At 65.6% G+C, this 25014-nt stretch carries 25 protein-coding genes and 2 tRNA genes; 8 read left to right on the plus strand and 19 right to left on the minus strand.

Going from position 1 to position 25014, the window contains the following annotated elements:
* Positions 1-48 precede the first annotated feature (48 nt).
* The gene (gene meaB / locus OE856_RS12925) at positions 49-1023 is read right to left on the minus strand and encodes a methylmalonyl Co-A mutase-associated GTPase MeaB (protein ID WP_263716562.1); all 975 of its coding nucleotides are present in this window, start codon (positions 1021-1023) and stop codon (positions 49-51) included.
* Positions 1024-1142: 119 nt separating this feature from the next.
* Between meaB and hrpB the strand changes: the two genes are divergently transcribed.
* The 3 genes from hrpB to OE856_RS12940 all read left to right on the plus strand — a co-directional run bounded on the left by hrpB (position 1143) and on the right by OE856_RS12940 (position 5693).
* Complete coding sequence (hrpB, locus tag OE856_RS12930) at positions 1143-3566, plus strand: ATP-dependent helicase HrpB (RefSeq protein ID WP_263716563.1); 2424 nt, start codon at positions 1143-1145, stop codon at positions 3564-3566.
* A 90-nt stretch (positions 3567-3656) separates the two neighbouring features.
* Positions 3657-4133, plus strand: a complete 477-nt coding sequence (locus OE856_RS12935; RefSeq protein WP_263716564.1) for an NUDIX hydrolase — start codon at positions 3657-3659, stop codon at positions 4131-4133.
* Positions 4134-4211: 78 nt separating this feature from the next.
* Positions 4212-5693 carry an inorganic phosphate transporter gene (locus tag OE856_RS12940; RefSeq protein WP_263716565.1) on the plus strand — a complete coding sequence of 494 codons (1482 nt, stop codon included), beginning with the start codon at positions 4212-4214 and terminating at the stop codon, positions 5691-5693.
* Here OE856_RS12940 and OE856_RS12945 read toward each other — a convergent pair.
* The 5 genes from OE856_RS12945 to OE856_RS12965 form a co-directional block, all read right to left on the minus strand.
* Positions 5690-6421 (minus strand): gamma-glutamylcyclotransferase, encoded by a 732-nt coding sequence (locus tag OE856_RS12945; protein ID WP_263716566.1) that lies wholly within the window; start codon positions 6419-6421, stop codon positions 5690-5692. The genes OE856_RS12940 and OE856_RS12945 overlap by 4 nt on opposite strands.
* Complete coding sequence (gene argF, locus OE856_RS12950; RefSeq protein WP_263716568.1) at positions 6421-7347, minus strand: ornithine carbamoyltransferase; 927 nt, start codon at positions 7345-7347, stop codon at positions 6421-6423. The genes OE856_RS12945 and argF overlap by 1 nt, the downstream gene beginning before the upstream one ends.
* Positions 7348-7377: 30 nt before the next feature.
* Entirely contained in the window at positions 7378-8556 is a 1179-nt protein-coding gene (locus tag OE856_RS12955; RefSeq protein WP_263716569.1) for an aspartate aminotransferase family protein, read from the minus strand.
* A 201-nt stretch (positions 8557-8757) separates the two neighbouring features.
* The gene (locus OE856_RS12960) at positions 8758-9537 is read right to left on the minus strand and encodes a 23S rRNA (adenine(2030)-N(6))-methyltransferase RlmJ (RefSeq protein WP_263716570.1); all 780 of its coding nucleotides are present in this window, start codon (positions 9535-9537) and stop codon (positions 8758-8760) included.
* Positions 9537-10340: an ABC transporter permease gene (locus OE856_RS12965; protein ID WP_263716571.1), complete on the minus strand. Its 804-nt coding sequence runs from the start codon at positions 10338-10340 to the stop codon at positions 9537-9539. The genes OE856_RS12960 and OE856_RS12965 overlap by 1 nt, the downstream gene beginning before the upstream one ends.
* A gap of 138 nt (positions 10341-10478) precedes the next feature.
* On the opposite strand from OE856_RS12965, the gene OE856_RS12970 reads away from it, so the two are divergent.
* The 3 genes from OE856_RS12970 (at position 10479) to OE856_RS12980 (ending at position 12869) form a co-directional block, all read left to right on the plus strand.
* The gene (locus OE856_RS12970) at positions 10479-11087 is read left to right on the plus strand and encodes a GcrA family cell cycle regulator (RefSeq protein WP_263716572.1); all 609 of its coding nucleotides are present in this window, start codon (positions 10479-10481) and stop codon (positions 11085-11087) included.
* Between the two features lie 94 nt (positions 11088-11181).
* The gene (locus OE856_RS12975; protein WP_263716573.1) at positions 11182-12111 is read left to right on the plus strand and encodes an ABC transporter ATP-binding protein; all 930 of its coding nucleotides are present in this window, start codon (positions 11182-11184) and stop codon (positions 12109-12111) included.
* The gene (locus tag OE856_RS12980; protein WP_263716574.1) at positions 12108-12869 is read left to right on the plus strand and encodes an ABC transporter permease; all 762 of its coding nucleotides are present in this window, start codon (positions 12108-12110) and stop codon (positions 12867-12869) included. Before OE856_RS12975 ends, OE856_RS12980 begins: the two co-directional genes overlap by 4 nt.
* A 3-nt stretch (positions 12870-12872) precedes the next feature.
* On the opposite strand, the gene OE856_RS12985 is transcribed toward OE856_RS12980, so the two are convergent.
* Positions 12873-14801: an AsmA family protein gene (locus OE856_RS12985; RefSeq protein WP_263716575.1), complete on the minus strand. Its 1929-nt coding sequence runs from the start codon at positions 14799-14801 to the stop codon at positions 12873-12875.
* A gap of 129 nt (positions 14802-14930) precedes the next feature.
* Between OE856_RS12985 and rimO the strand changes: the two genes are divergently transcribed.
* A complete protein-coding gene (gene rimO, locus OE856_RS12990) occupies positions 14931-16310 on the plus strand; it encodes a 30S ribosomal protein S12 methylthiotransferase RimO (protein WP_263716576.1) in 1380 nt (459 codons plus the stop codon).
* A 237-nt stretch (positions 16311-16547) separates the two neighbouring features.
* Positions 16548-18161, plus strand: coding sequence for a thiamine pyrophosphate-binding protein (locus tag OE856_RS12995; RefSeq protein WP_263716577.1), 1614 nt, complete (start codon positions 16548-16550; stop codon positions 18159-18161).
* Positions 18162-18287: 126 nt separating this feature from the next.
* On the opposite strand, the gene OE856_RS13000 is transcribed toward OE856_RS12995, so the two are convergent.
* The 12 genes from OE856_RS13000 to OE856_RS13055 all read right to left on the minus strand — a co-directional run bounded on the left by OE856_RS13000 (position 18288) and on the right by OE856_RS13055 (position 24996).
* Positions 18288-18362 (minus strand) — tRNA-Phe (locus OE856_RS13000).
* Between the two features lie 89 nt (positions 18363-18451).
* Positions 18452-18634, minus strand: coding sequence for a DNA gyrase inhibitor YacG (locus OE856_RS13005; RefSeq protein WP_263716578.1), 183 nt, complete (start codon positions 18632-18634; stop codon positions 18452-18454).
* Positions 18631-19662: a ribonuclease E/G gene (locus OE856_RS13010; RefSeq protein ID WP_263716579.1), complete on the minus strand. Its 1032-nt coding sequence runs from the start codon at positions 19660-19662 to the stop codon at positions 18631-18633. The genes OE856_RS13005 and OE856_RS13010 overlap by 4 nt, the downstream gene beginning before the upstream one ends.
* Positions 19659-20237, minus strand: coding sequence for a Maf family protein (locus OE856_RS13015; protein WP_263716580.1), 579 nt, complete (start codon positions 20235-20237; stop codon positions 19659-19661). Before OE856_RS13015 ends, OE856_RS13010 begins: the two co-directional genes overlap by 4 nt.
* A gap of 8 nt (positions 20238-20245) precedes the next feature.
* A complete protein-coding gene (infA, locus tag OE856_RS13020; RefSeq protein WP_037209844.1) occupies positions 20246-20464 on the minus strand; it encodes a translation initiation factor IF-1 in 219 nt (72 codons plus the stop codon).
* Positions 20465-20628: 164 nt separating this feature from the next.
* A complete protein-coding gene (locus tag OE856_RS13025) occupies positions 20629-21024 on the minus strand; it encodes a low molecular weight phosphatase family protein (protein ID WP_263716584.1) in 396 nt (131 codons plus the stop codon).
* 68 nt (positions 21025-21092) lie between these two features.
* Positions 21093-21581, minus strand: coding sequence for a UPF0262 family protein (locus OE856_RS13030; RefSeq protein WP_263716585.1), 489 nt, complete (start codon positions 21579-21581; stop codon positions 21093-21095).
* Positions 21578-22891: a histidinol dehydrogenase gene (gene hisD / locus OE856_RS13035; protein WP_263716586.1), complete on the minus strand. Its 1314-nt coding sequence runs from the start codon at positions 22889-22891 to the stop codon at positions 21578-21580. Before hisD ends, OE856_RS13030 begins: the two co-directional genes overlap by 4 nt.
* Positions 22892-22951: 60 nt before the next feature.
* Positions 22952-23431: a DUF2948 family protein gene (locus tag OE856_RS13040; protein WP_263716587.1), complete on the minus strand. Its 480-nt coding sequence runs from the start codon at positions 23429-23431 to the stop codon at positions 22952-22954.
* Positions 23428-24699: a UDP-N-acetylglucosamine 1-carboxyvinyltransferase gene (gene murA / locus OE856_RS13045; RefSeq protein WP_263716588.1), complete on the minus strand. Its 1272-nt coding sequence runs from the start codon at positions 24697-24699 to the stop codon at positions 23428-23430. Before murA ends, OE856_RS13040 begins: the two co-directional genes overlap by 4 nt.
* A 9-nt stretch (positions 24700-24708) precedes the next feature.
* The gene (locus OE856_RS13050) at positions 24709-24852 is read right to left on the minus strand and encodes a hypothetical protein (RefSeq protein ID WP_263716589.1); all 144 of its coding nucleotides are present in this window, start codon (positions 24850-24852) and stop codon (positions 24709-24711) included.
* A gap of 69 nt (positions 24853-24921) precedes the next feature.
* Positions 24922-24996, minus strand: a tRNA-Thr gene (locus OE856_RS13055).
* Positions 24997-25014: the final 18 nt, after the last annotated feature.

The following is a 25014-nucleotide window of genomic DNA, read 5'->3' on the forward strand; positions in this document are numbered from 1 at the left end:
TGCTTTAAGGGCAAATCGCCGGGGGCGTCAAGGGATTCGTTGCCATTTTCAGCTCAGTTCCCCCAGCATTTCCGCCGCCGCGCCTGAAACGCTGGCACGGCCGGCGGCCACGGCCTGGCCCAGTTCGGACATCCGCGCGCGGATCGCCGGGTCGGCTTCGAGGCGCCGCAACAGCCCCATGCGGACCTCTTCACCGAACCAGTGCTGCGCCTGTTCCGAGCGGCGGCGGGTGAAATGGCTGTGCTCGCGCCGCCAGTCGGCAAGGGTCTGCATTTCCTCCCAGGCCTTTTGCAGCCCCTGTTCCTCGAGCGCGGAAACGGTCATCGCCTTGGGGAACTGGTCGGGATCGTAGGAGCGTTTGCGCAGCAGGCGCAGCGCGCCGGCATAATCGGCGCAGGTCCGCATGGCAGCCGGCTTCAGATCGCCATCGGCCTTGTTCACCAGAATGATGTCGGCCATTTCCATGATGCCGCGCTTGACGCCCTGCAACTCGTCGCCGCCCGCCGGGGCCAGCAGCAGGATGAACAGATCCGACATGTCAGCGACCATGGTTTCCGACTGGCCGACGCCCACGGTCTCGATCAGGATCACGTCGAACCCCGCCGCCTCGCACAAGGCGACCGCATCGCGGGTGCGGCGCGCGACGCCACCTAGGGCCGATTGGCTGGGCGAGGGGCGGATAAAGGCGTTGGGGTCGCGGCTCAGGCGTTCCATCCGGGTCTTGTCGCCCAGGATCGAACCGCCCGACCGGGCCGAACTGGGATCAACCGCCAGCACCGCCACCCGCAGCCCCTGCGCCGTCAGCATCATGCCGAAGCTTTCGATAAAGGTCGATTTGCCCACCCCCGGCGTGCCCGACAGGCCGATGCGCAGCGCCTGCTTGCCGCCGCCGGCCAGACGATCCAGCAACTCGATCGCCTGCGCCCGGTGATCGTCGCGGCCACTTTCCACCAGCGTGATCGCGCGCGCCAGGGCACGGCGCTCGCCGGCCTCGATTCGGGTGGCAAGGGTTTCGGTATCCATTCGCTCCTCCGGTCTTTTGGCGTTCTGTTTGCCCTTGCAGCCCCCCGCATGTCCAGCCCGCAGCGCAGGTTTTTCAGCGGGCGCTGGCACGGGGCGCGCAAATCGCTGATAAGGGCGGCATGAAAACCGATCTGCCCATAGGCGCGGTGCTGGAACCGCTGGTGGCGGCGCTGCGCGCCGAGGGCCGCGCCGTGCTGCAGGCCCCGCCGGGTGCGGGCAAGACCACCGTTGTGCCGCTGGCGATGTTGCAGGCCGGGCTGACACCGGGCCGTATCGTCATGCTGGAACCGCGCCGCCTGGCCGCCCGCGCCGCGGCCGAGCGCATGGCCGAAACCCTGGGCGAGCCCGTTGGCCGCACCGTGGGTTATCGCATCCGGGGCGAAAGCAAGGTGGGGCCGGACACCCGGATCGAGGTGGTGACCGAGGGCATCCTGACCCGGATGATCCAGTCCGATCCCGAGCTGGCGGGCGTAGGCGCGGTGATCTTTGACGAATTTCACGAACGCTCGCTGAATGCCGATCTGGGACTGGCGCTGATCTGCGAGGTGCGCGAGGCGCTGCGCGATGATCTGATGCTGTTGGTGATGTCGGCGACGCTGGATGCCGCGCCGGTGGCCGCGATGCTGAATGACGCGCCGATGATCACGTCCGAGGGGCGCGCCTTTCCGGTGGAAACACGCTGGCTGGACCGCCCCCTGCCGCGCGAGGCACGCTATGAACAGGCGGTGGCGGGGCTGGTCGAACAGGCGGTTGGGGAAACCAGCGGCGGCGTGCTGGTCTTTCTGCCCGGAGAGGGCGAGATCCGACGGGTCGAGGCCGCGTTGACCGGTCGCCTGCCCGAGGGGTGCGCGATCCATCCGCTGTTCGGCGCGATGGAGTTCAAGGCCCAGCGCGCCGCGATTGCCCCGGCTCAGACCGGGCGCAAGGTGGTGCTGGCGACCTCGATCGCGGAAACCTCGCTGACCATTCAGGACATTCGCGTGGTGGTCGATGGCGGGCGGTCGCGGCGGGCGCGGTTCGACCCCAATTCGGGCATGTCGCGGCTGGTGACCGAGCGCGTCACCCGTGCCGAGGCCGAACAGCGCCGGGGCCGGGCGGGCCGTGTGGCCGAGGGCCTATGTTACCGGATGTGGACCAAGGGCGAAGAGGGCGCGCTGGCCGCCTTTCCCCCCGCCGAGATCGAGGCCGCCGACCTGACCGGGCTGGCGCTGGAACTGGCGCTGTGGGGCGCCGACGGCCTGCCGTTTCTGACACCGCCGCCCGAGGGCGCTCTGACCGAGGCGCGCGCCTTGTTGACCGCGCTGGGAGCGCTGGATCAGGGCCGCATCACCGATCACGGCCGGGCGCTGGCCGCCCTGCCCCTGCATCCGCGGCTGGGGCATATGCTGCTGACGGGCGGCGGGGCCGATCTGGCGGCGCTCTTGGCCGAGCGCGATCCGCTGCGCGGCGCGGGCACCGACCTGGCGCTGCGGCTGCGGGCGATCCGCGATCCGGCCTCGGTGCCCGGCGCCCATCGCGGCGTGATTGATCGTATCCGGCAAGAGGCCCGGCGCCTGCGCAAACTGGTGCCGGGTGGCAAAGACCTCAGCGCGGGCGAGATGGCCGCGCTGGCCTATCCCGACCGCATCGGCCTGCGCCGTGCGGGGGATGCGCCGCGCTATGTGCTGTCGGGCGGCAAGGGCGCGGTGATGCCCGAGGGCGACGCGCTGGCCGGGCAGCGGCTGATCGTGGCGCTGGACCTGGATGGCGATACCCGCGAGGCCCGCGTGCGCCTGGCCGCGCCAATCAGCGAAAGCGAGCTGCGCGGGCTTTACGGCGATCAGATCGCATGGCGCGATATCTGCGAATGGTCACGCCGTGACCGCCGGGTTCTGACCCGCCAGCGCGAGATGTTCGGCGCCCTGCCCCTGGCTGACCGGCAGTGGAAGGATGCCCCGTCCGATGCCATTGCCCGCGCCATGCTGGACGGGGTGCGCGAGCTGGGTCTGCCGTGGTCGAACGCCGCGCGACGCTATCAAGCGCGGGTGGAATTGCTGCGCTCCGAGGGATCAGACCTGCCCGATTTGTCGGATGCGGGGCTGATGGCGCGGCTGGAGGACTGGCTGCTGCCGCATCTGGGCGGGGTGAAATCGGCAGATGACCTGAAACGGTTCGACCTGATGCCCGCGCTGCAATCGGCGCTGGACTGGGATCAGCAGCACCTGCTGGCCCGCCTCGCCCCGGCGCATTTCGAAACGCCGCTGGGCCGCAAGGTGCCGATTGATTACAGCGGCGAGGCCCCCGGCATCGCCCTGCGCCTGCAAGAGATGTTCGGCGTCACCCAGCACCCGACCATCGGGCCCAAACGCCTGCCGCTGCGCATTACCCTGCTGTCCCCGGCGCATCGCCCGGTGCAGACCACGATGGATCTGCCCGGTTTTTGGGCAAATTCCTATGCCGATGTACGCAAGGACATGCGCGGCCAATACCCGAAACACCCCTGGCCCGAAGACCCGACACAGGCCGACCCCACATTACGGGCAAAACCGCGCCGAAATTCATGAAAAACACATATTCTTGCGCGATTTTCGCTTTTGCGGAGCCCGGTTTTCCGTCAAGATTCGACAAACGAGCAGACTGAAAACGCAACAATGATGCAAAAAGCCATCAAACTGACCTGGGGCAGCGTCGTGCAGCCCATGTTTCAACGCCCTCCGGCGTTGCAAGTGGCGGCGCTTTGCTATCGCTTGCGCAAGGGTCAGTTCGAGGTTCTGATGATCACATCGCGTGGCACCGGCCGCTGGATCATTCCCAAAGGCTGGCCGATCGAGGGGCTGGACAGCCCCGGCGCCGCCCTGCGCGAGGCCTGGGAAGAGGCGGGCGTGAAGATCGCGCGCAGCTCGAACGCCCCGGTGGGGCGCTACAGCTATTCCAAACGGCTGGACAATGATGTGCTGTTGCCCTGCGTCGTCGATGTTTACGCGGTGCGCGTCGAGAAGATCGCGAATGAGTATCCCGAGAGCAAACAGCGCAAGCGCCGCTGGGTGTCGCCCAAGCGTGCCGCCAAAATGGTTGACGAGCCCGACCTGCAAGAGTTGCTGCGCCAGTTCACCCCGCCCCTGCATTTGTAACAGCGGTTGATCCTCAAGAGATTCGCAGCTACCAGCGCCTCTGTAACAGATTTGTGACAGACGGCGCCGGGGGCTCTCATGGCAGATAAAATCAACCATCGTCAGTGGAAAACGCTCGACAAGGATCTGGGTCGGATCAGCCAGGTTGAATATGCGCTGCATTATGTCTCGCGGCCGCTGGTCGGGCCGGGCATCTCGCTGGCCTTCATCGTTCTGGCGGCGCTGGGGGCGCTGTTGTTCTTTGGCAAGCAGCCGACATCCTATGTGGTGATCGCCGCCGCCGCATTTGGCGCCTATATGGCGCTGAATATCGGCGCCAATGACGTGGCCAACAATATGGGGCCTGCGGTGGGCGCGAATGCGCTGACCATGGGCGGCGCCATCGCCATTGCCGCGATCTTTGAAAGCGCAGGGGCGCTGTTGGCCGGCGGCGACGTGGTCTCCACGATTTCCAAGGGCATCATCGACCCGGCCAGCGTGGCCGATGCGCGAGTGTTCATCTGGGCGATGATGGCGGCGCTGATCTCATCCGCGCTATGGGTCAACCTGGCTACTTTTGTCGGCGCTCCGGTCTCGACCACCCATTCGGTGGTGGGCGGCGTCATGGGCGCGGGCATCGCGGCCGCGGGCCTTGGCGCGGTCAACTGGCCCACGATGGGCACGATTGCCGCCAGCTGGGTGATCTCGCCCGTGCTGGGAGGCGCCATCGCAGCGCTGTTCCTGGCCTTTATCAAGGCCAAGATCATCTATACCGAAGACAAGATCGCTGCCGCGCGCCGCTGGGTGCCGCTGTTGATCGGTATCATGGGTGGTGCGTTCGGGGCCTATCTGGCGCTGAAGGGGCTGAAAAAGCTGATCAAGATCGACATGGGCCATGCGCTGCTGATCGGTCTGGCGGCGGGCGTGATCATCTGGGCGATCAGCGTGCCGTTGATCCGGCGCCAGTCGGAAGGGCTGGAAAACCGCAACAAGTCGCTGAAAAAGCTGTTCGGCCTGCCGCTGGTGTTCTCGGCCGCGCTTTTGTCCTTTGCCCATGGCGCCAATGACGTGGCCAATGCCGTCGGCCCGCTGGCGGCCATCGTCCATGCCGAGGAATTCGGCGCCGCCGCAGGCAAGGTCGCCATCCCGGTCTGGGTGATGGTGATCGGGGCCTTCGGCATCTCGTTCGGGCTATTCCTGTTCGGGCCAAAGCTGATCCGCATGGTGGGCAGCCAGATCACCAAGCTGAACCCGATGCGCGCCTATTGCGTGGCGCTGTCGGCGGCGATCACGGTGATCGTGGCCAGCTGGCTGGGCCTGCCGGTCAGTTCGACCCATATCGCCGTGGGCGCGGTATTCGGCGTGGGCTTTTTCCGCGAATGGCATGCGGAACGCCGCGTTCGCCGGAACACCAGCAAGCGCCCCGCCGCCAAGCAGATCGCCCCCGAGGAACGCCGTCGCCGCAAGCTGGTGCGCCGGTCGCATTTCATGACGATCGTCGCGGCCTGGGTCATCACCGTGCCCGCCGCAGCCCTGATGTCGGGCGTGATCTTCCTGTTCCTGGAACTGGTCTTCGTCTAAGCGCGCCCTGTCGGGGCCTCATGGGCCTCGACCGCGGCCAGCAGGGCCATGACATCGTCGTCATGAATGCCCAGCGCCTGGAACTGGCTGGCGATATTGGCCAGGTATTCGAGGCTGCTGCCCAGAACGCCCGTGCCGGTAGCGATCAGACGCACCTGTTCGTCCTGCGTCAGATCGGGGCAGATCGTGGGCGCATCGTGATCGGCCACAAAGGTCAGCGCGCGCTGTTGCGCCCCCCCCAGATCGACCTCGACGAAACGGGCGTGATAGGCCGGTTCGATCAGCTCGCGTCGGCAGAGGATCTGGGTCTCGTGCTCGATCACCTCTTCCGCAATGCGAAAGGCCAGACCCTCGCATCCCGGCCCGTGATCGAGCGCCGCCATCAGGCCCGGCGCATCGGGCCGGCCACGGGCGCCGCGGATATCGCGCAGGATGAACCGCCGCGCATAGCCGGGCGCATAGGCGCGGCGCACCTCGGCAAAGCGAAAGCCCGGATCCCACATCAGCGACCCATAGGCAAAGACCCACAGATCGCCGCCGGGATGGTTGCTCAGCGCCCGGCGCCGCAGGGCCTCGCGGTCGGCATCGGAATGCCACCAGCCCACCGGCAGGCCCTGCTCTGCCAGCATGGGCACCAGATCCTCGGCGCGAAAGCCGCGAAAGAACGACCTTTCGGGATCGGTGATCTTGCCGCGCAGGCCGGGGTGGTGGGCAAAGGGGTCTGACATCAGACCCCGAGACACCAGCGCATCACCGCCTTTTGCGCGTGCAGGCGGTTCTCGGCCTCGTCGAAGATCACCGAATGCGGGCCGTCCATGACGGCGCTGGTGGCCTCTTCGTCGCGATGGGCGGGCAGGCAGTGCATGAACAGCGCGTCGGGCTTGGCGTGGGCCATCAGCGCCTGGTTCACCTGATAGGGGCGCAGCTGGTTGTGGCGCCGTTCGCGCGCGGATTGCGGGTCGTGCATGCTGACCCAGGTGTCGGTGACGACCAGATCGGCGCCCTCGACGGCGCGCACGGGGTCGCGCTCGATCTCGACCTTGGCGCCCTTGGCGCGGGCCTCGTCGATGAACACCTGCTCGGGGTCAAGCGGCGGCGGGCCGCTGAAGGTCAGATCGAACCCGAACTGCCCGGCAGCATGGGCAAAGCTGGCAAAGACGTTGTTGCCGTCACCGCACCAGACGACCTTTTTGCCGGCGATCGGGCCGCGATGTTCCTCGTAGGTCTGGATGTCGGCCATGATCTGGCAGGGATGGGTGCGGTTGGTCAGGCCGTTGATCACCGGCACGGTGGCGTGCTCGGCCATCTCCAGCAGGGTGGCCTCTTCAAAAGTGCGGATCATGATCAGATCGACATAGCGCGACAGCACGCGGGCGGTGTCGGCGATGGTTTCGCCGTGGCCCAGCTGCATGTCCTGCCCCGACAGCACCATGGTCTGCCCGCCCAGCTGGCGCACGCCCACGTCGAATGACACCCGAGTCCGAGTGGACGGCTTTTCAAAGATCAGCGCCACCATGTGACCCGCCAGCGGCGTGTCATCATCGCCGGCGCCGCGCGGACGGCCGTTGCGGGCAGCCTTCATCGCCTTGGCGCTGTCGATCATGGCCCGCAGGTCGGCGGGGTCGGTGGCGTTGATATCCAGAAAATGTTTCATCGGTCTGTCCCCGGGGGTGTCCCCGTTTTGCTATTTCTTTTCGACAACCGCCGCAGCGGCGTCCAGCCGCGAAACGGCCTCGGCAATGTCTTCGTCGGTGATGTTCAGCGGCGGCAGCAGGCGCATCACGTTGTCGCCCGCGGGCACGGTCAGGAGGTGCTGGGCATAGCCCGCCTGCACCACGTCGGCGACCGGCGCCACGCATTTCAGCCCCAGCATCAGGCCAGACCCGCGCACGGCCTCAAACACGCTGGGGTGCGCCGCGACAAGACCCTCAAGGCGCTGGCGCAGCAGCGCGGCCTTGCGGTTGACCTCGTCCAGGAAGGCGGGGTCGCTGATGATCTGCATCACGCGCAGGCCCACAGCGCAGGCCAGCGGGTTGCCGCCATAGGTGCTGCCATGGGTGCCGGCGACCATGCCGAGGGCAGCCTCTTCGGTGGCCAGAACAGCGCCCAGCGGAAAGCCCCCGCCGATGCCCTTGGCGACCATCATGATGTCGGGCGCGACGCCCGCCCATTCATGCGCGAACAGCTTGCCGGTGCGGCCCATGCCGCATTGCACCTCGTCAAAGATCAGCAGAACGCCGTGCTGGTCGCACAGGTCACGCAGCCCCTTGAGGCACTGGTCGGGCACCGGGCGGATGCCGCCTTCGCCCTGCACGGGTTCGATCAGCACCGCGCCAACATCCGGCTGGGCGATGGCGGCGTTCAGCGCGTCGTGATCGCCAAATTTCAGATGCACAAAACCGGGCAGCAGCGGGCCAAAGCCCTTGACCATCTTTTCACTGCCCGCCGCCGCGATACCGGCCGAGGACCGGCCATGGAACGAGCCGTCAAAGGTGATGATATTGGTGCGATCGGGCTGGCCTTTTTCATACCAGTATTTGCGCGCCATTTTCACGGCCAGCTCGCAAGCCTCGGTGCCCGAGTTGGTAAAGAACGCCGTGTCGGCGAATGTCTCGGCCACCAGCGCATCCGCCAGAGCCTTTTGCTCGGGGATCTCGTAGAGGTTCGACAGGTGCCACAACTTGCCGGCCTGTTCGGTCAGCGCGGCGACCAGATCGGGGTTGGCATGACCCAGCGCGTTCACCGCGATGCCCGCGCCCATATCCAGGTATCGGCTGCCATCCGTCGCGGTCAGCCAGGGGCCCTGGCCGCTGACAAAGCTAAGCGGAGCACGGTTATAGGTCGGCAGGATGGACGGGATCATGGGCATTGGTCCTTGGAAGCGGAAGCCCGATTGGTGCCAAAGGCGACGGGCCAAGTCAACGATTTCAGGTGGTTTTCGCGTGCAGCCACGCGGGATCGGACGTCAGGCGCGGGTGCGTCGGCGTCGGGGAAGCGGGAAATGGGCGTTCCGTGCGATCATGGCGCGGCAGATATCGCGCTTTGCGGGCGCTGTAAAGCGGGATCAAAGCGCGGCGAATAGGGTGCCGAGGCGCTTGGCCTCGTCCTGGGTGCCCCAGGGGGCGTTCACGATGAACATGCCGCTGCCGATCATGCCGTGGCCTTCGCGCGCGGGCGGGAATGTCACCTCGTGGCGCAGCGTGTCGGGCAGGCCCTGCTGTTCCAGCGCGCGCAGCATCGGCTTGTGCGCGCCGCTGGTCAAAATCGGATACCACAGCGCGATCACGCCCACGTTCCATTTGCGGTGCAGGGCCGCGATCTGGCCGGGCAGCGTGGCGTAATCGGATTTCACCTCATAGCTGGGATCGATCAGCATCAGCCCCCGACGCGGGGTCGGCGGGCAGATGGATTGCGCAAGCTCCAGCCCGTCCTGTTTATGCACCTGGGCGCCATAGGGGCGCATGGCCTGGCGCAGGGCGGTGAATTCCTGCGGGTGCAGCTCGGCCAGGTGGATCGTGTCGCCGGGCCGCAGCGACAGCGCCGCCAGCAGGGGCGAGCCGGGATAGGCATCGACCCCATGCGCCGCCTTTACCTGCGCCATGGCACGGGCATAGGGGTGATCGGGCGCGAACCAGTCACCGGCGCGCGCGACGCCTTGCGCGGCTTCTCCGGTCTTGACCGCCTCGGGCGCGGTCAGATCATAAAGGCCCCTGCCCGCGTGGGTCTCGATATAGGACAGCGGCTTGTCCTTGCGGGTCATGTAATCCAGCATCACGCATAGCAGCGCGTGCTTTTGCACATCGGCCAGGTTTCCGGCGTGATAGATGTGCTGATAGCTCAGCATCAGGGCTTCATCCGGTAGCCGGTGCTGAACCAGCGCCAACAGACCGCGCCCACGGCCAGCGTCACCCCGGCGCAGATCGCAAGGCCCAGAACAGGGCTGCTGTCGGACTGGCCGATCATGCCGTAGCGCGCCCCGTCGATCAGGTAAAAGACCGGGTTGAAATGGGTGATGACCCGCATCACGGGCGGCAGGCTGTCGATCGAATAGAAGGTGCCCGACAGAAAACTGAGCGGCGTGATGATGAAATTGGTGATGGCCGACATCTGGTCGAACCGGTTGGCAAAGATCGCGCCCACTATGCCCAGCACCGCCAGCATCGCCGCGCCCAGCACCACGAACAGCGCCAGCCACAGCGGATGCGCCACCGGCATGCCCATCAGCACCACCACCGCCAGCCCGATCACCACCGCGACCAGCCCGCCGCGCACGACGCCGCCGGCGGTGTAGCCCAGCACCAGCTCCAGCGGCGACAGGGGCGGCATCAGCGTGTCGACGATATTGCCCTGCACCTTGGCGCTGACGATCGAGGACGAGGTATTGGCAAACGCGTTCTGGATGACGGTCATCATCAGGATGCCCGGCGCCAGGAACTGCACGAAAGGCACCCCCATCACCGGCCCGCGCGACGGCCCGATGGCCAGCGCAAAGACGGTCATGAACAGCCCCGCCGTCACCAGCGGCGCCGCGACCGTCTGGTTCCAGACCGCCATGAACCGGCGCACCTCGCGGCGGGCCAGCGTATAAAGGCCCAGCCAGTTCACGCTTCCGAACCGGCGCACGCCCATTGTGGTTGAACTTTCCATCCGTTTCCCCGATATATGCCGACTGCCGTGCCACGTATGTGTTGGGCTTGTATCCCACACCGTGCCACGAATAGAATAGGGCCAAGCCGAAATAAATCCGGGGGTCGCATCCGCCGCCCCCGCAGCCAAGGAAATCACATGTCCTGGACCGAAGAGCGCGTCGAGACGCTGAAGAAAATGTGGGGCGAAGGCCAGTCGGCCAGCCAGATCGCCAAGGAACTGGGTGGCGTCACCCGGAACGCGGTGATTGGCAAGGTGCACCGTCTGGGCCTGTCGAACCGCACCGGCGGTGGCGGCACCGCCAAGGCCGCCGCCAAGGAAAAGGCCGCGCCCAAGGCCGAAGCCGCGCCCAAGGCCGAAGCCGCGCCCAAGGCCAAGCCCGCGCCCAAGGCGGCTGAACCCGCGCCCGCCGCCAAGCCCGAGCCCGCGACCGAATCCGCCGCGCCCGCGCCCTCGATCTCGCCGCGCAAACAGATCATCCCCGCTGGCCAGCCGCTGCCGCCGCAGCCCTCGGCCAACGAGATCAGCCCCGAGGCGCTGGCCTCGGTGCGCGAGGTCGAGAAAAAGGCCAAGCGGCTCAGCCTGATGGAGCTGACCGAGCGCACCTGCAAATGGCCAATCGGCGACCCGGCGACCGAGGACTTCTGGTTCTGCGGCCTGGCGACCCAGCAGGGCAAACCCTATTGCGAGGCCCATGTGGGCGTGGCGTTCCAGCCGATGAGCTCGCGCCGCGACCGCAAGCGCTGATCACAAGCTAGACCGATCGGTTCATTTTTCTGGTCGTTATATGCCCGGGATGCTAAATCCCGGGCATAGTCTTTTTCTGTAAAGGGTGGCCGTCATGGCTCCGGTGATCTCGGTTCAGAATCTTGGCAAATCCTATGACAGCGGCACGGTTGCGCTGCGGGACGTGTCGCTGGATATCGAGCAGGGCGAGATCCTGGCCCTGCTTGGCCCCAATGGCGCGGGCAAGACCACGCTGATTTCCAGCATCTGCGGCCTGGTCACGCCCAGCAGTGGCCGGATCACCGTGGGCGGCCATGACATTGCCATCGAGTTTCGCAAGGCGCGCGCGCTGATCGGGCTGGTGCCGCAGGATATCAGCATCGAACCTTTCGAGAAGGTCATCAACACCGTGCGGTTCTCGCGCGGCCTGTTCGGCAAGCCGCGCAACGACGCCTATATCGAAAAGGTGCTGCGCGCACTTAGCCTGTGGGACAAGCGCAACGCCCAGACGCGCGAGCTGTCGGGCGGGATGAAACGCCGAGTTCTGATCGCCAAGGCGCTGTCGCATGAGCCGCGCGTGCTGTTCCTGGACGAGCCCACCGCCGGCGTCGATGTCACCTTGCGGCGCGATATGTGGCAACTGGTGCGCGAGCTGCGCGATGACGGCGTGACGATCATTCTGACCACCCATTACATCGAAGAGGCCGAGGAAATGGCCGACCGGATCGGGGTGATCGACAACGGCCGGTTACTGCTGATCGAGCGCAAGGACGCGCTGATGAAACAGCTGGGGCGCAAGCATCTGCGGATGCAACTGACCGCGCCGCTGGACGCCCTGCCCGGCACATTGGCGGGCCGCGGCCTCAGCCTGGCCGATGGTGGCCACTCGTTGATCTATGATTACAACACCCAGGCCGAGCGCAGCGGCATCACCAGCCTGATCGCCGATCTGGCCGAGGCCGGCATTTCGGTGCGCGACCTGGACAGCCGGCAAAGCTCGCTGGAAGAGGTCTTTCTGCGCCTTGTCGAGGAGGGCCAAGCATGAACTGGCAAGCCATCAGGGCAATCTATCGCTACGAGATGGCGCGCACCTTTCGCACGCTGGCGCAGTCGGTTCTGTCGCCGGTCCTGTCTACGGTTCTCTATTTCGTGGTCTTCGGCTCTGCCATCGGCAGCCGCATCGACGCGGTCGAGGGCATCAGCTATGGCGCCTTCATCGTGCCGGGGCTGATCATGCTGACATTGTTGCAGCAATCGGTGACGGTGGCCTCGTTCGGGATCTACTTCCCGAAATTCATCGGCACGATCTACGAATTGCTGTCGGCGCCGATCTCGTTCATCGAGATCGTGATCGGCTATGTTGGCGCGGCGGCGACCAAGGCGGTGATGATCGCGCTGATCATCCTGGCCACATCTACGCTGTTCGTCGACCTGCATATCCAGCACCCGATCTGGATGATCGGGTTCCTGCTGCTGACCGGCATTTCCTTTGCGATGCTGGGGTTCATCATCGGCATCTGGGCACGCAATTTCGAACAGCTGCAACTGGTGCCCCTGCTGGTCATTACGCCGATGGTGTTCCTGGGCGGCGCGTTCTATTCGGCCTCGATGCTGCCGCCCTTTTGGGAGACCGTCACCCGGTTCAACCCGGTGCTTTACCTGATTTCGGGCTTTCGCTGGTCGTTCTTCGGCGTGGCCGACGTGCCCGTCGGCGTGTCGCTGGCGGCGGTTCTCGGCTTTCTGATGGCCTGCCTGCTGTTCATCGGCTGGATATTCCGCAGCGGCTGGCGGCTGCGGAACTAGGGGTTACTGAAACAGCTTTTCGAGCTTTTTCTTGGCCTTCTCTTCCAGCTTGCGCTTGGCGGCATCCTCCAGGCTTTCGCCTTCCTGGGTCTGCACGCCCAGCTTTTCGGCGGCTTTCTGGGTCAGCTCTTCCTTGGCCTTGTCCTTGCGGGCGTCGATCACCGCGTCAAGATCCAGCCGCAGGCTGGGTTTCGCCCAGGGGCCAACGATGCGCAGCGGAATTTTCAGCGCCTTGCCGCCCTCGCCGCCCAACAGGGTCTGCGGCACCAGCCGATAATCCATGGTCTGCTTGCCCAGGTTGACCTGCCCCTCGCCCAGGGCGGTAAAGCGGTCCGAGGTCAGGCTCAGGTCATCGTTGCGCAGGATGCCGTTCTTGATGGCAAAGGTCGCCTTGACGTCGTGAAAGATCGTGCGGGCGCCGTCTTGCGCGCCCTCGGCCTTCTGCAGGAAGATCGCCAACAGGTCCAGCCCGCGGAATTCGCCCTCGCCCAGGTCAAGGTTGCCGCTGCCCGACAGGCCCGACATGATCGCCGCCATCGAGGGGCCGCTGCCCAGGAAATTGACGCGCATATCGGCACGGGCCGAAAGCCGGTCGTAATCGGCCAGTTCGTTCAGCGCGGGGCGCATGGCGATGCCGGCCAGGCTCAGATCGCCGCCGACCGACAGGCCGCCGCGCCCGTTGATCACGAAATTGCCGGTGATCTGGCCCTCATACGCGGCCATCTGGTGCAGGTCGAGCACCAGCCGTCGGTCGGTCAGCGTGGCGGTCAGGCGGGTCGGGCCCATGGTGGCGCCATCCAGCAGCAGGCTGTCGGCGCTCAGGCCCAGTTCGGCATCCAGCGCGCCCAGGGCCGACACGTCGATCGGCGCGTTGGACCAGCCCCCGCCGCCCTTGCCACCAGCGCCGCCGCCGCCGTCACCGCTCGAGGAGCCCGTGCGCAGGTCCAGCGTGCCGCTGGCGAACTGACCCACAAGGCGCGGGCGCGGGCCGTCCAGGCTGATCGTGGCATTGCCGGCCAGGGCATTGGGACCAAAGCGGATATTGGCGCCGTTCAGGCCGATGCGGCCATCGGCGCCATAGGCCAGATCGCCCTTGGCCGACAGGCCCTGGGTGAATTTGCTATGCGCGGGCGCGGGTTGGTTCAGCGCCGCCATCAGCGCCGGCAGATCGCCTAGATCGGCCTGGAACGCGCCATTGGCCTGCACGGGCGACAGCCCGGCCTGCCCGTCAAACCGCAGCGACGACCCGCCCAGGTCGACCGACAGCCGGGTTTCGGCTACGGCGCCGTTCAGTTGGTCGGACAGCCGCGCCAGATGCACCGCGCCCTTGACCGGCTGACCGTTGACGCTGCCGTCGAATTCCAGATCCAGCGGGCCATTCGCCGCTGGCAGGCGCATCGTGGCATTCAGACCGGTGATATGCTCGCGGGTTTTCGCGGCGTGGTTTACGAAGGTCAGCGAGGCATCGGTGACCTGCGCGATGTCCAGCGTCACGCCGCCACCCGCACTGCCACCCGCGCCGCCGGCGCCAGTTTCGGTGCCGGTGCTTTCCCCGAATTGCCAGTTCACCCGGTCATCCACGCCCTTTTCCAGCAGGATCTCGGGGCGGGTCAGGGCGATCTTGCGGATGACGATATCGCCGCCCATCAGCGCGCCAAGATCCAGCCCGATTTCCAGCGCCTCGGCGCGCAGCATCGGCGTGTCGCTGGCCCAGTCGGCATTCGAGATCGACACCGCGCCGGTGGTGACGCCAATCTGCGGCCAGATCGAGGGTTTCAGCCGTCCCTCGAGCGTCAGCTCGCGCCCGGTGGCCTTGCGGATCTGATCACCGGCCAGGTCCGCGATCTTGTCGGCGGGCAGCAGGAACACCGCCCCGATCAGCAGCACAACCAACAGCACAACCGCCACGAACGCACGGATCAGCCAACGCATGGGAACCCTCCACCATGAAACATTTATCCCAGCCTAGGGGCCGTCATGGCCGGGCACAAGCGTGCCCGCGCGGTGGCGCGATCAAAACCCCGCTTCCCCCGCGCGCGATCCCCGACTATATGAGGCCGCATGAGCACCAACCCGCCCAATCTGCGCCCCGACCTGGCCCCTGCCCCGCGTTTCGATGACACTCGCCGCGAGGGTCAGCCGACCATTGGCATGGTCAGCCTTGGCTGCCCCAAGGCGCTGGTCGACAGCGAACGCATCCTGACCCGGCTGCGGGCCGAGGGCTATGCGATCAGCCCCGACTATTCGGGCGCGGACGCGGTGATCGTGAACACCTGCGGGTTCTTGGACAGCGCCAAGGCCGAAAGCCTGGAGGCCATCGGCGAGGCCTTGCAGGAAAACGGCAAGGTGATCGTGACCGGATGCCTTGGCGCTGAGCCTGAATACATCACCGGCGTGCACCCTCGGGTTCTGGCCGTCACCGGACCGCATCAATATGAACAGGTGCTGGATGCCGTGCATGGCGCCGTGCCACCCGATCCTGACCCGTTCATCGACCTGCTGCCCGCCACAGGCGTGTCGCTGACCCCGCGCCATTACAGCTATCTCAAGATTTCCGAGGGCTGCAATCACCACTGCAAGTTCTGCATCATCCCCGACATGCGCGGCAAGCTGGCCAGCCGCCCGGCCCATGCCGTGATGCGCGAGGCCGAAAAGCTGGTCGATGCGGGCGTGCGCGAATTGCTGGTGATCAGCCAGGACACCAGCGCCTATGGCGTCGATATCAAACATGCCGAGGCCAAGGGCCACCGCGCCCATATCACCGACCTGGCCCGCGATCTGGGGTCGCTGGGGGCCTGGGTGCGGCTGCATTATGTCTATCCCTACCCGCATGTGCGCCAGCTGATCCCGCTGATGGCCGAGGGGCTGATCCTGCCCTATCTGGACATCCCGTTCCAACACGCGCACCCCGACACGCTGAAACGCATGGCGCGCCCTGCGGCGGCGGCGAAAACGCTGGATGAGATCGCGGCCTGGCGGCGCGACTGCCCCGACATCACCCTGCGCAGCACCTTCATCGTGGGCTATCCGGGCGAGACCGAGGCCGAGTTCCAGACCCTGCTGGATTGGATGGACGAGGCGCAGTTGGATCGCGTCGGGTGTTTCCAGTACGAAAACGTCGCCGGCGCCCGGTCGAATGATCTGCCCGATCACGTGTCTGATGAGGTCAAGCAGGACCGCTGGAACCGGTTCATGGAAAAGGCGCAGGCGATTTCCGAGGCCAAGCTGGCCGCCAAGGTCGGTCAGCGCATGGACGTGATCATCGACGATATCGACGAAGACGGCATTGCCACCTGCCGCACCAAGGCAGACGCGCCCGAGATCGACGGCAACCTCTTTATCGACGAGGGCACCGAGGGCTTGGAAGTCGGCCAGATCGTCACGGTCGAGGTGGACGAGGCCGGTGAATATGACCTCTGGGGCCGCCTGCCTAACGGCTGAGGCGCGGCCGATACGGCCCCCGGCAGGTCACACCAGACCTGTTGTCGCAGGAAAAGATTGCACCCATCGGTGTTGGCCGTCGACTCAGCACAAACGCGCAACGCACGCATTTTTTCCATTTATCGCGCGCATCTCCCGCAATTATTTCCCTAGGACCTCAAAGTTTGCGCACTTTGCGCGCAGGCGAACCGCTATGAGTGCACGGTCCATCCGCGCAACAGACCAATGAGCCTCGACATGTATGTTTACCAATCCATAGCCCAATCACTTTGCGATCATGGTTTTGATACGATGTTCGGATTGATGGGGGACGCCAACCTGTTCATGGTCGATCACTACGTTCGGTCCGGCGGCGGGACCTTCGTGCCCGTAGCCTTCGAGGGCAGCGCCGTGCTGATGGCACTCGCCCATGGCCGCGTGTCGGGTCGGGTCGGCATCGCCACCGTCACCCATGGCCCGGCCCTGACGAACTGTGTGACCGCCCTGACCGAAGGCGCGCGCGGCCGTGTGCCGATGGTGCTGTTGGCGGGCGATACAGCCGTGTCCAATCCGCAGAACCTGCAAAACATCGACCAGCGCGAAACGGTCAAGGTGACTGGAGCCGGGTTCGAACAGATGCGTTCGCCCGAAACGGCCTCTTATGACGTGGCGCACGCGATCTACCGTGCCCAGGTGGAAAAACGACCGATCGTGCTGAACATGCCTGTCGATTTCATGTGGCAAGAGATCGAGCACACCCGGCACGTCTTTCCGGCCTTCAACGCGCCGTCGCATGTGCCCGAGGGCAAGGATCTGGACGAGGCCGTGGGCATGATCGCAAGCGCGCGGCGCCCGATCATCCTGGCCGGCATCGGCGCCAAGGATGCCGTTGCGCAGATCACGAAACTGGCCGACCGCCTCGAGGCCCCGCTGGCCACCACGCTAAAGGCAAAGGGGATGTTCAGGGATCACCCCTATAACATCGACATCTTCGGCACGCTTTCCACACCCGCCGCCTATGATGCCATCGCCAAGGCCGATTGCGTCATCGCCTTTGGCACCTCGCTGCATCATTTCACCACCGACCAGGGCGCGTTGATGAAAAACAAGCGCGTGGTGCAGGTCAACAATACCGTCACCGAAGTGGCCAAGAATTATCACCCCGACGTGGCCCTTGTCGCCGATGCGGGCCTGACGGCGGACAATATCGTCTGGTGGCTGAACGAGGCCGAAATCCCCGCCAGCGGCTTTACCGCCGAGCTGGACATGGACGTGCTGACCGCCCACCCCAAGGGCAACCCCGACAAGGCCAAACCCGGGTTCGTGAATTTCGAATATGCGCTGGACCGGCTTGAGAGCGCCCTACCCAGGGACCGTTTCCTGACCACCGATGGCGGGCGGTTCATGACCGAGGTCTGGTGCCGCATCTCTTGCCCCAACGCCGAAAGCTTTATCGCCTCGACCAATTTCGGCTCTATCGGCCTGGGGCTACAGGTGGCCATCGGCACCGGATTTGCAGTGCCGGACAGGCCCGTGGTGCTTTTTACCGGCGATGGCGGCTTCATGATGGGCGGCATCAACGAATTCAACACGGCCGTTCGCATGAACCAGGATCTGATCGTGATCGTCGCCAATGACTCTGCCTATGGCGCCGAGCACATCCAGTTCCTCGACCGCAACATGGACCCGGGCCTGTCGATGTTCGACTGGCCGTCTTTTGCCCGGATCGCGACCGCGCTGGGGGGGCATGGCGTTGTGGTCAACTCTGTCGAAAGCCTGGAAGACGCGATCAGGGCCATTGATACCCGCGACAAGCCTCTTTTGATCGAACTGCGCCTGGACCCGAACGATGTACCGCGCATGCGGATCTAGGACGCACATCCAAAGGCAAGACCGTGGGCATTTGCCGTCACCAAACTTGATGACAGACTCGAAACCGAAACAGGAAGACTGGACAGATTTCTGTCCGGTAAGACCGTGGTGTATGTTCTAAAATAGTGGTGCCCGGGGGCGGAATCGAACCACCGACACGAGGATTTTCAATCCACTGCTCTACCCCTGAGCTACCCGGGCACGGGGAACGCGGTTGCGTTCGGGTGGCGGTGTTCTAGACGCGGCGTGGGGCGGTGTCCAGAGGGCAAATCAGAAAAAAGCGCGAATTCTCAGTGCGGTTTGGGCGGCTGTTTTTCCAGCTCTTCCGCGGCCTTCTCGATCGACTCGGGGTCGGTGGCGGGTACGGCGTACTTGCCGCCCAGCCAATTGCCCAGATCAACATCGGCGCAGCGCTTGGAGCAGAAAGGCCGGTATTTCTGATCGGTCTCTTTCTGGCAGATCGGGCAGGTCATTCGAACAGCCCCCGCTCGACGGGGCGGCGTTCGCGTTTGCGCTGCAGCTCGAAATTGCCCAGCGCCGTCCAGCCGGCCAGCACGGTATCGACCGGGTCGGCACGAAAGGCGGCCTTTAGCACCTGTTCCAGCTGGCGGCGGTCTTTCTTGGGCATGGGCGCGAAATCGACGACCACCTGCCCGCCCAGCCCCCGGATGCGCAGCAGGCGCGGCAGGTCGCGGGCGGTGGCGATATTGGCCTTGAGGCCCGCGGCGGGCGAGCTATCGCCGCCGGTGTTCACATCGACGGCGACCAGAGCGCGGGTGGGTTCGACCCAGACAGAGCCGCCGCCCGACAGCGCCACTCCGCCCTGCAAGGCCACCATGGCGTCCAGCACGCCATGGGCGTCAAAGCCCTGCACCACCTCGTCGGGGGCGGGTTCGGCCCAGTCGCGCCAGGCCAGCTCGTGCGCGTCGGGGGCGTCGACCAGCAGCTCTGGCGCGCCCTCGGCGTCGGCCTGCACCTGTTCGGCGAGGCTGCGCATGGCAGAGATGTCATCGGCAATCTCGTCGGCATCGGCGCCCGCGCAGGCCGAGCGGAGGATCAGGCCCAGCCCTTCATCGGCGCCCTTCATGCCCTCATGGGCGACCTCAAGCAGGCGGTCGCGTTCGTCCTCATCGCGGATCGCGCGCGAGATGTTCAGCCCCGGCGCGTCAGGGGTGACGATCGCATAGCGGCTTTTGAACAGCAGACGCGGGGTGACCGGCACGGCCTTGCCCGGCTCGGCAAAGCCGGTGACCTGCACCAGCAGCGACTGGCCGGGCGCCAGGCCCTTGGCCTGTTTCAGAAAGGCGCGGCCCTGCGGCAGGGTCAGAAAGACACCGCCCTGCCCTTTCATCTGGCGATCGACCTGAGCACGAAAGATCGCGCCCGGCGCGGGCGTGTCGTCGGCGGGGTCGATCAGGAAATCCTCGAGCCGCCCGTCCACCATCAGCGCGGCGGCCTTGCGGCCCTTGATGTCATCAAGAATGACGGATCTGCCCTTCATGCGTTCCCCCGGTAGATCGGATAGCCCGCCGCCGTCAGCAGCGTGGCGGTTTCGGCCAGTGGCAGACCCACGACGCCAGAGAATGACCCGCTGATCCAGGGCACAAAGGCCTCGGCCAGGCCCTGGATGCCATAGGCACCCGCCTTGCCCTGCCATTCGCCCGAGGCGAGATAGGCGTTCAACTCGTCGTCGCTGAGGCGCTTGAATTTCACCGCCGTGACCGCATCGCGCTGCCACAGCCGGTCGCCCAGCCGCAGCGCCACGGCGGTAATCACCTGGTGACGCCGCCCGCCCATTGCGATCAGGAATTCAGCGGCCTCGCCGGCGTCACGCGGCTTGCCCAGAATGCGGCGGCCCAGCGCCACGGTGGTATCGGCGCACAGCACCAGTTCGTCCGGAGCGGCAGGCACGGCCATGGCCTTTTCACGGGCCATGCGCGCGCAATAGGGGCGCGGCAGTTCGCCTTTCAACGGGTCTTCGTTGATGTCGGGGGCGCGGATATCGTCGGGCACAACGCCGATCTGCGCCAGAAGCTCTTTCCGGCGCGGGCTGCCAGAGCCCAGAACGAGTTTCATCAGATCGCTTACTTGAAGCGATAGTTGATCCGACCCTTGGTCAGATCATACGGGGTCATCTCTACTTGAACCCGGTCGCCAGCCAGAACACGGATGCGGTTCTTGCGCATCTTGCCTGCCGTATGAGCGATGATTTCATGGCCGTTTTCCAGCTCGACCCGAAACGTCGCATTCGGCAGGAGTTCCTTCACGACACCGGGAAATTCGAGCATTTCTTCCTTGGCCATGGTCACTCCATATTGATCCAGCCCGCCAAACTGCGGGCGAGGCCTTAAATGCGCCCGAACGCGCCGGTTTTCAAGGGCGAAAAGGCGGATTGCGCGGGGATGTGACCCGTTTTGACCCTGATCCTGCCGGAAATGACGCAGCGCGGTATTCTGCGCGTGCAGTGTCAGCCGCTGGTGGGGGGGCCGAAACGTTCGATCAGGCGCTGGCGGATCTGGTCGCGGGCCTGGCGAAAGGCGGTCAGCTTGGTCTCACGGTTTTCGCCGATTCCGGTCGGGTCGATGATCGGCCAGTATTCGATATCCAGGTGATAGGCCCCGGTCAGTTCCAGCGCACGGCGCTGGCTGGCGGGCGACAGGGCGATGATCAGGTCGAAACTGGACAGATCCTCGCCCCACTGGTTCATCTCGTCGAAAGACCGCGCGCGGTGACGTTCCAGCGGCACGCCGATCTCGGCGCAGACGGCGATGGCAAAGCCGTCGATCTCCAGGTCATTCTCGACGCCCACCGATTGCAGGTAAAAGCGGTGGCCATAAAGCTGCTTGGCGATACCCTCGGCCATCGGCGAGCGCACCGCGTTGTGATCGCAGCAAAACAGAACCGAATGCGGTGTTCCCCCCTGCCCCACGCTCAGCCCCCGAAATGCAGAACGCAGATGAGGGTGAACAGGCGGCGCGAGGTGTCGTTGTCGATCTCGGCCTTGCCTTCCAGGCGTTCCTGCAACACGCGGGCGCCTTCGTTGTGGATGCCCCGGCGGGCCATGTCGATCGCCTCGATTTTCGAGGGCGGCAGTTTCTTGACCGCGTCGAAATAGCTTTCGCAGATCTGGAAATAGTCTTTCACAACCTGCCGGAACGGGCCCAGCGACATGTGGAATTCGCCCACCAGGTCGCCGGCCTCGGTGCGCACCTCGAAGACCAGCCGCTTTTCGCGGATCGCCAGCAGCAGGTGATAGGGGCCGGGCGGCACCTCGCGATCGTCGCGGGCGGGCAGCGCAAAGGTGTTTTCCTCGATCAGGTCGAAAATGGCGACCTTGCGTTCCTGCTCGATCTCGGGCGTGGGCAGGGGCAGGTTGCTGTCGTCGATCTCGACATGGCTCAGGCGGTTGGTCTGGGTCATGCGTCCCCCCCTTGGTTCAGGCGATCAAGCCGCGCGCGGACCGACAGGCCATGCGCCTCGAGGCTTTCGGATTTGGCCAGGCATTCGGCGGCCGGGCCGATGGCGCGCAGCGCCTCGGGCGTCATCTGCGCCAATGTGGTGCGCTTGACGAAATCCATCACACTCAGCCCCGAGGAAAACCGCGCCGACCGGGCGGTCGGCAGAACATGGTTCGGCCCGCCGATATAATCGCCGATCGCCTCGGGTGTCCACTGGCCCAGGAAGATCGCGCCGGCATGGGTAACCTTGTGCGACAGCGCGACCGGATCGGCCACGCACAGTTCCAGGTGCTCGGGCGCGATGCGGTCAGACAGGGCCGCGGCCTCGTCCAGGTCGCGCACGGTGATGACCGCGCCGAAGTCGCGCCAGCTGGCGCCCGCGATGGCGCGGCGTTCCAGCGTTTCCAGCCGTTTGTCCACGGCGGCGGCAACGGCCCGGCCAAAGGCCGCATCATCAGTGATCAGCAGCGATTGCGCGCTTTCGTCATGTTCGGCCTGGCTGAGCAGATCAACGGCGATCCAGTCAGGGTCGTTGTCCTTGTCGGCGATGACCAAAATCTCGGACGGGCCCGCGATCATGTCGATGCCGACCTTGCCGAACACGCGGCGCTTGGCGGCGGCGACAAAGGCATTGCCGGGGCCGGTGATCTTGTCGACCGGCGCGATGGTGTCGGTGCCATAGGCCAGCGCGGCGATCGCCTGCGCGCCACCGATGCGATAGACGGTTTCCACCCCGGCCAGTCGCGCCGCAAGCAACACCAGCGGGTTGCACACCCCGCCCGGCGTCGGCGCGCAAATCACCAGTCGCTCGACCCCCGCCACCTGGGCCGGGATCGCGTTCATCAGAACCGAGGACGGATATGAGGCCAGCCCGCCGGGCACGTAAAGCCCCGCCGCCGACACCGGCGACCAGCGCCAGCCCAGCGTGGCGCCGGCGGCATCGGTCCAGGTTTCGTCGTGGGGCATCTGGCGTTCGTGATAGGCGCGGATGCGTTCGGCGGCCAGTTCCAGCGCGGCGCGCTCCTCGGCCGGCACCTTGGCGCATTCGGCGTCGATTTCCTCGGGCGAAAAGGCCAGCGTTTCGGGGGTCAGGTCAAGCCGGTCGAATTTCGAGGTCAGCTCGATCACCGCCGCATCGCCGCGCGCCCGCACTTCGGCGATGATCGCGGCCACGGTATCGTCCACATCGGGCGCGTCTTCGCGCTTGGCGCCCAAGAGGGCGGCAAAGGCGGCCTCGAAATCGGCGTCACGGGTATCGAGAAATTGCGGCATGACTAACTCCTTGCGCCCATGCACATAACGGCGCGGCGGGCGCGGCTCAAGGGGTCTGTCTCAGGCGTCGTGTTCAGGCGCCTTGCGCGAGGGCGCGGCATAGGGCCGGGTCACGTCGCGCAGGGTGGCGTTGATGCATTCCACATCCAGCGCAATCGCGCCGTCGCCGGCCAGCGTCAGGGTCAGCGTCCCGGCGCCATCCTGCGAGGGCGCAAAGTCGACCGACAGCAGCGACAGCACCACATCCTTGTCGGTGCGGTCGATGCCCTGGCTGCGTACGGCGGTCACGTCATCGACGGCCAGAACCGACTGCACGCGCTCATAGCTGCGGTTGCGGCGTTCGGCGGCTTGTTTGTCTTCCCAGCGGAACCGGTTCAGCAACAGCGCAAAGCGCCGCGCACGCGGCTGCCATGTCATTTCACCGATGGGAAAGACCGCATCCTGGGTCAGGCTGGCCAGCACCTTCAGGTCCTCGGCATCCTCGGCTGACAGGTACAGCGGGCGGTCGCCGCCATCCTCGAACTTTGCGTCGCCGCTCATGCGCCCTTGACCCGTTCGATGCGTGCGCCACAGGCGCCTAGTTTCTGTTCCAGCCGTTCATAGCCGCGATCAAGGTGATAGACGCGGCTGACCACGGTTTCGCCCTCGGCCGCCAGCGCGGCCAGGATCAGCGACACCGAGGCCCGCAGGTCGGTCGCCATCACCGGCGCGCCCTTCAGGCGTTTGACCCCCGTGACAGTGGCGTGGCCGCCATGCACCTCGATATTGGCGCCCATGCGGGTCAGTTCGGGCGCATGCATAAAGCGGTTCTCGAAAATGGTTTCCTCCAGCACGCTGGTGCCGTCGGCGGTGCACAACAGCGCCATCATCTGGGCCTGAAGGTCGGTTGGGAAACCGGGGAAAGGTTCGGTGGTGACATTCACCGCGTTCACCCGGCCGTTGCGGCGGCTGACCTTCAGCCCGCGCGCGGTTTCCTCGACGTCGATGCCGGCGTCGTGCAGCTTTTCGGCGAACGAAGCCACCAGATCCAGCTTGCCGCCCAGGCATTCGACCGTGCCGCCGGTGATGGCGGGGGCCAGCATGTAGGTGCCCAGCTCGATCCGGTCAGTCACCACGGGATGGGTCGCGCCATGCAGGCTGTCGACGCCCTGGATGGTCAGGGTGCTGGTGCCCTCGCCCTCGATCTGGGCGCCCATCTTGCGCAGGCATTGCGCCAGATCGACGATTTCGGGCTCGCGCGCGGCGTTCTTGATGACGGTGGTGCCCTTGGCCAGCGTGGCGGCCATCAGGATGTTCTCGGTCGCGCCGACCGAGGCAAAGCGCAGCTCCATCTGCGCGCCTTTCAGGCCGCCCGCGGGGGCCTTGGCATGCAGGTAGCCGTCGCGCAGGTCGATCTCGGCGCCCAGGGCCTCGAGCCCGTGAATATGCAGATCCATCGGGCGCGCGCCAATGGCACAGCCGCCCGGCAGCGACACGACCGCGTGGCCCAAGCGCGCCAGCATCGGCCCCAGCACCAGGTTCGACGCACGCATCTTGCGCACGATGTCATAGTCGGCGACGTGATTATCCAGATCGTGGCTGGACATGGCCAGAACCTGCCCGTCCTGCATCTTGGTGACCTCGGCCCCCAGCGATTGCAGCAGTTCGGTCATGGTCTTGATGTCCGACAGGCGCGGCGCGTTGGTCAGCGTCAGCGGCTCGTCCGACAACAGCGTGGCCGGCATCAGCGCCAGACAGGCGTTTTTCGCCCCCGCGATCGGGATTTCGCCGTTCAGCTCTGTCCCGCCGTGAATAACAATAGAATCCATCTGCCTGCCTCACTCTTCCCCGGTCTTGGCCGCCTTGCGCGCGCGGGCCTGCTGCTTGCGCCGGGCCATGTTGGCCTTAAGCGCCTGCTTGAGCCGTTCCTCGCGGCTGTCCGCCGGTTTGGCGGGGCTGGTCTTGCGGGGTTTATCTGTCATGCGCCGTCTTTACCCCAGCATACCGAACCCGTCCAGAAGGGCGGTCACGATCAGCGGGAAAAGGAAGGATGGTGCTGCTGGAGAGAATTGAACTCTCGACCTCTCCCTTACCAAGGGAGTGCTCTACCTCTGAGCTACAGCAGCAGTGGGGCGTCGTTTACC

This window comes from Actibacterium sp. XHP0104, from assembly GCF_025751515.1.
GTDB lineage: Bacteria > Pseudomonadota > Alphaproteobacteria > Rhodobacterales > Rhodobacteraceae > Actibacterium_D.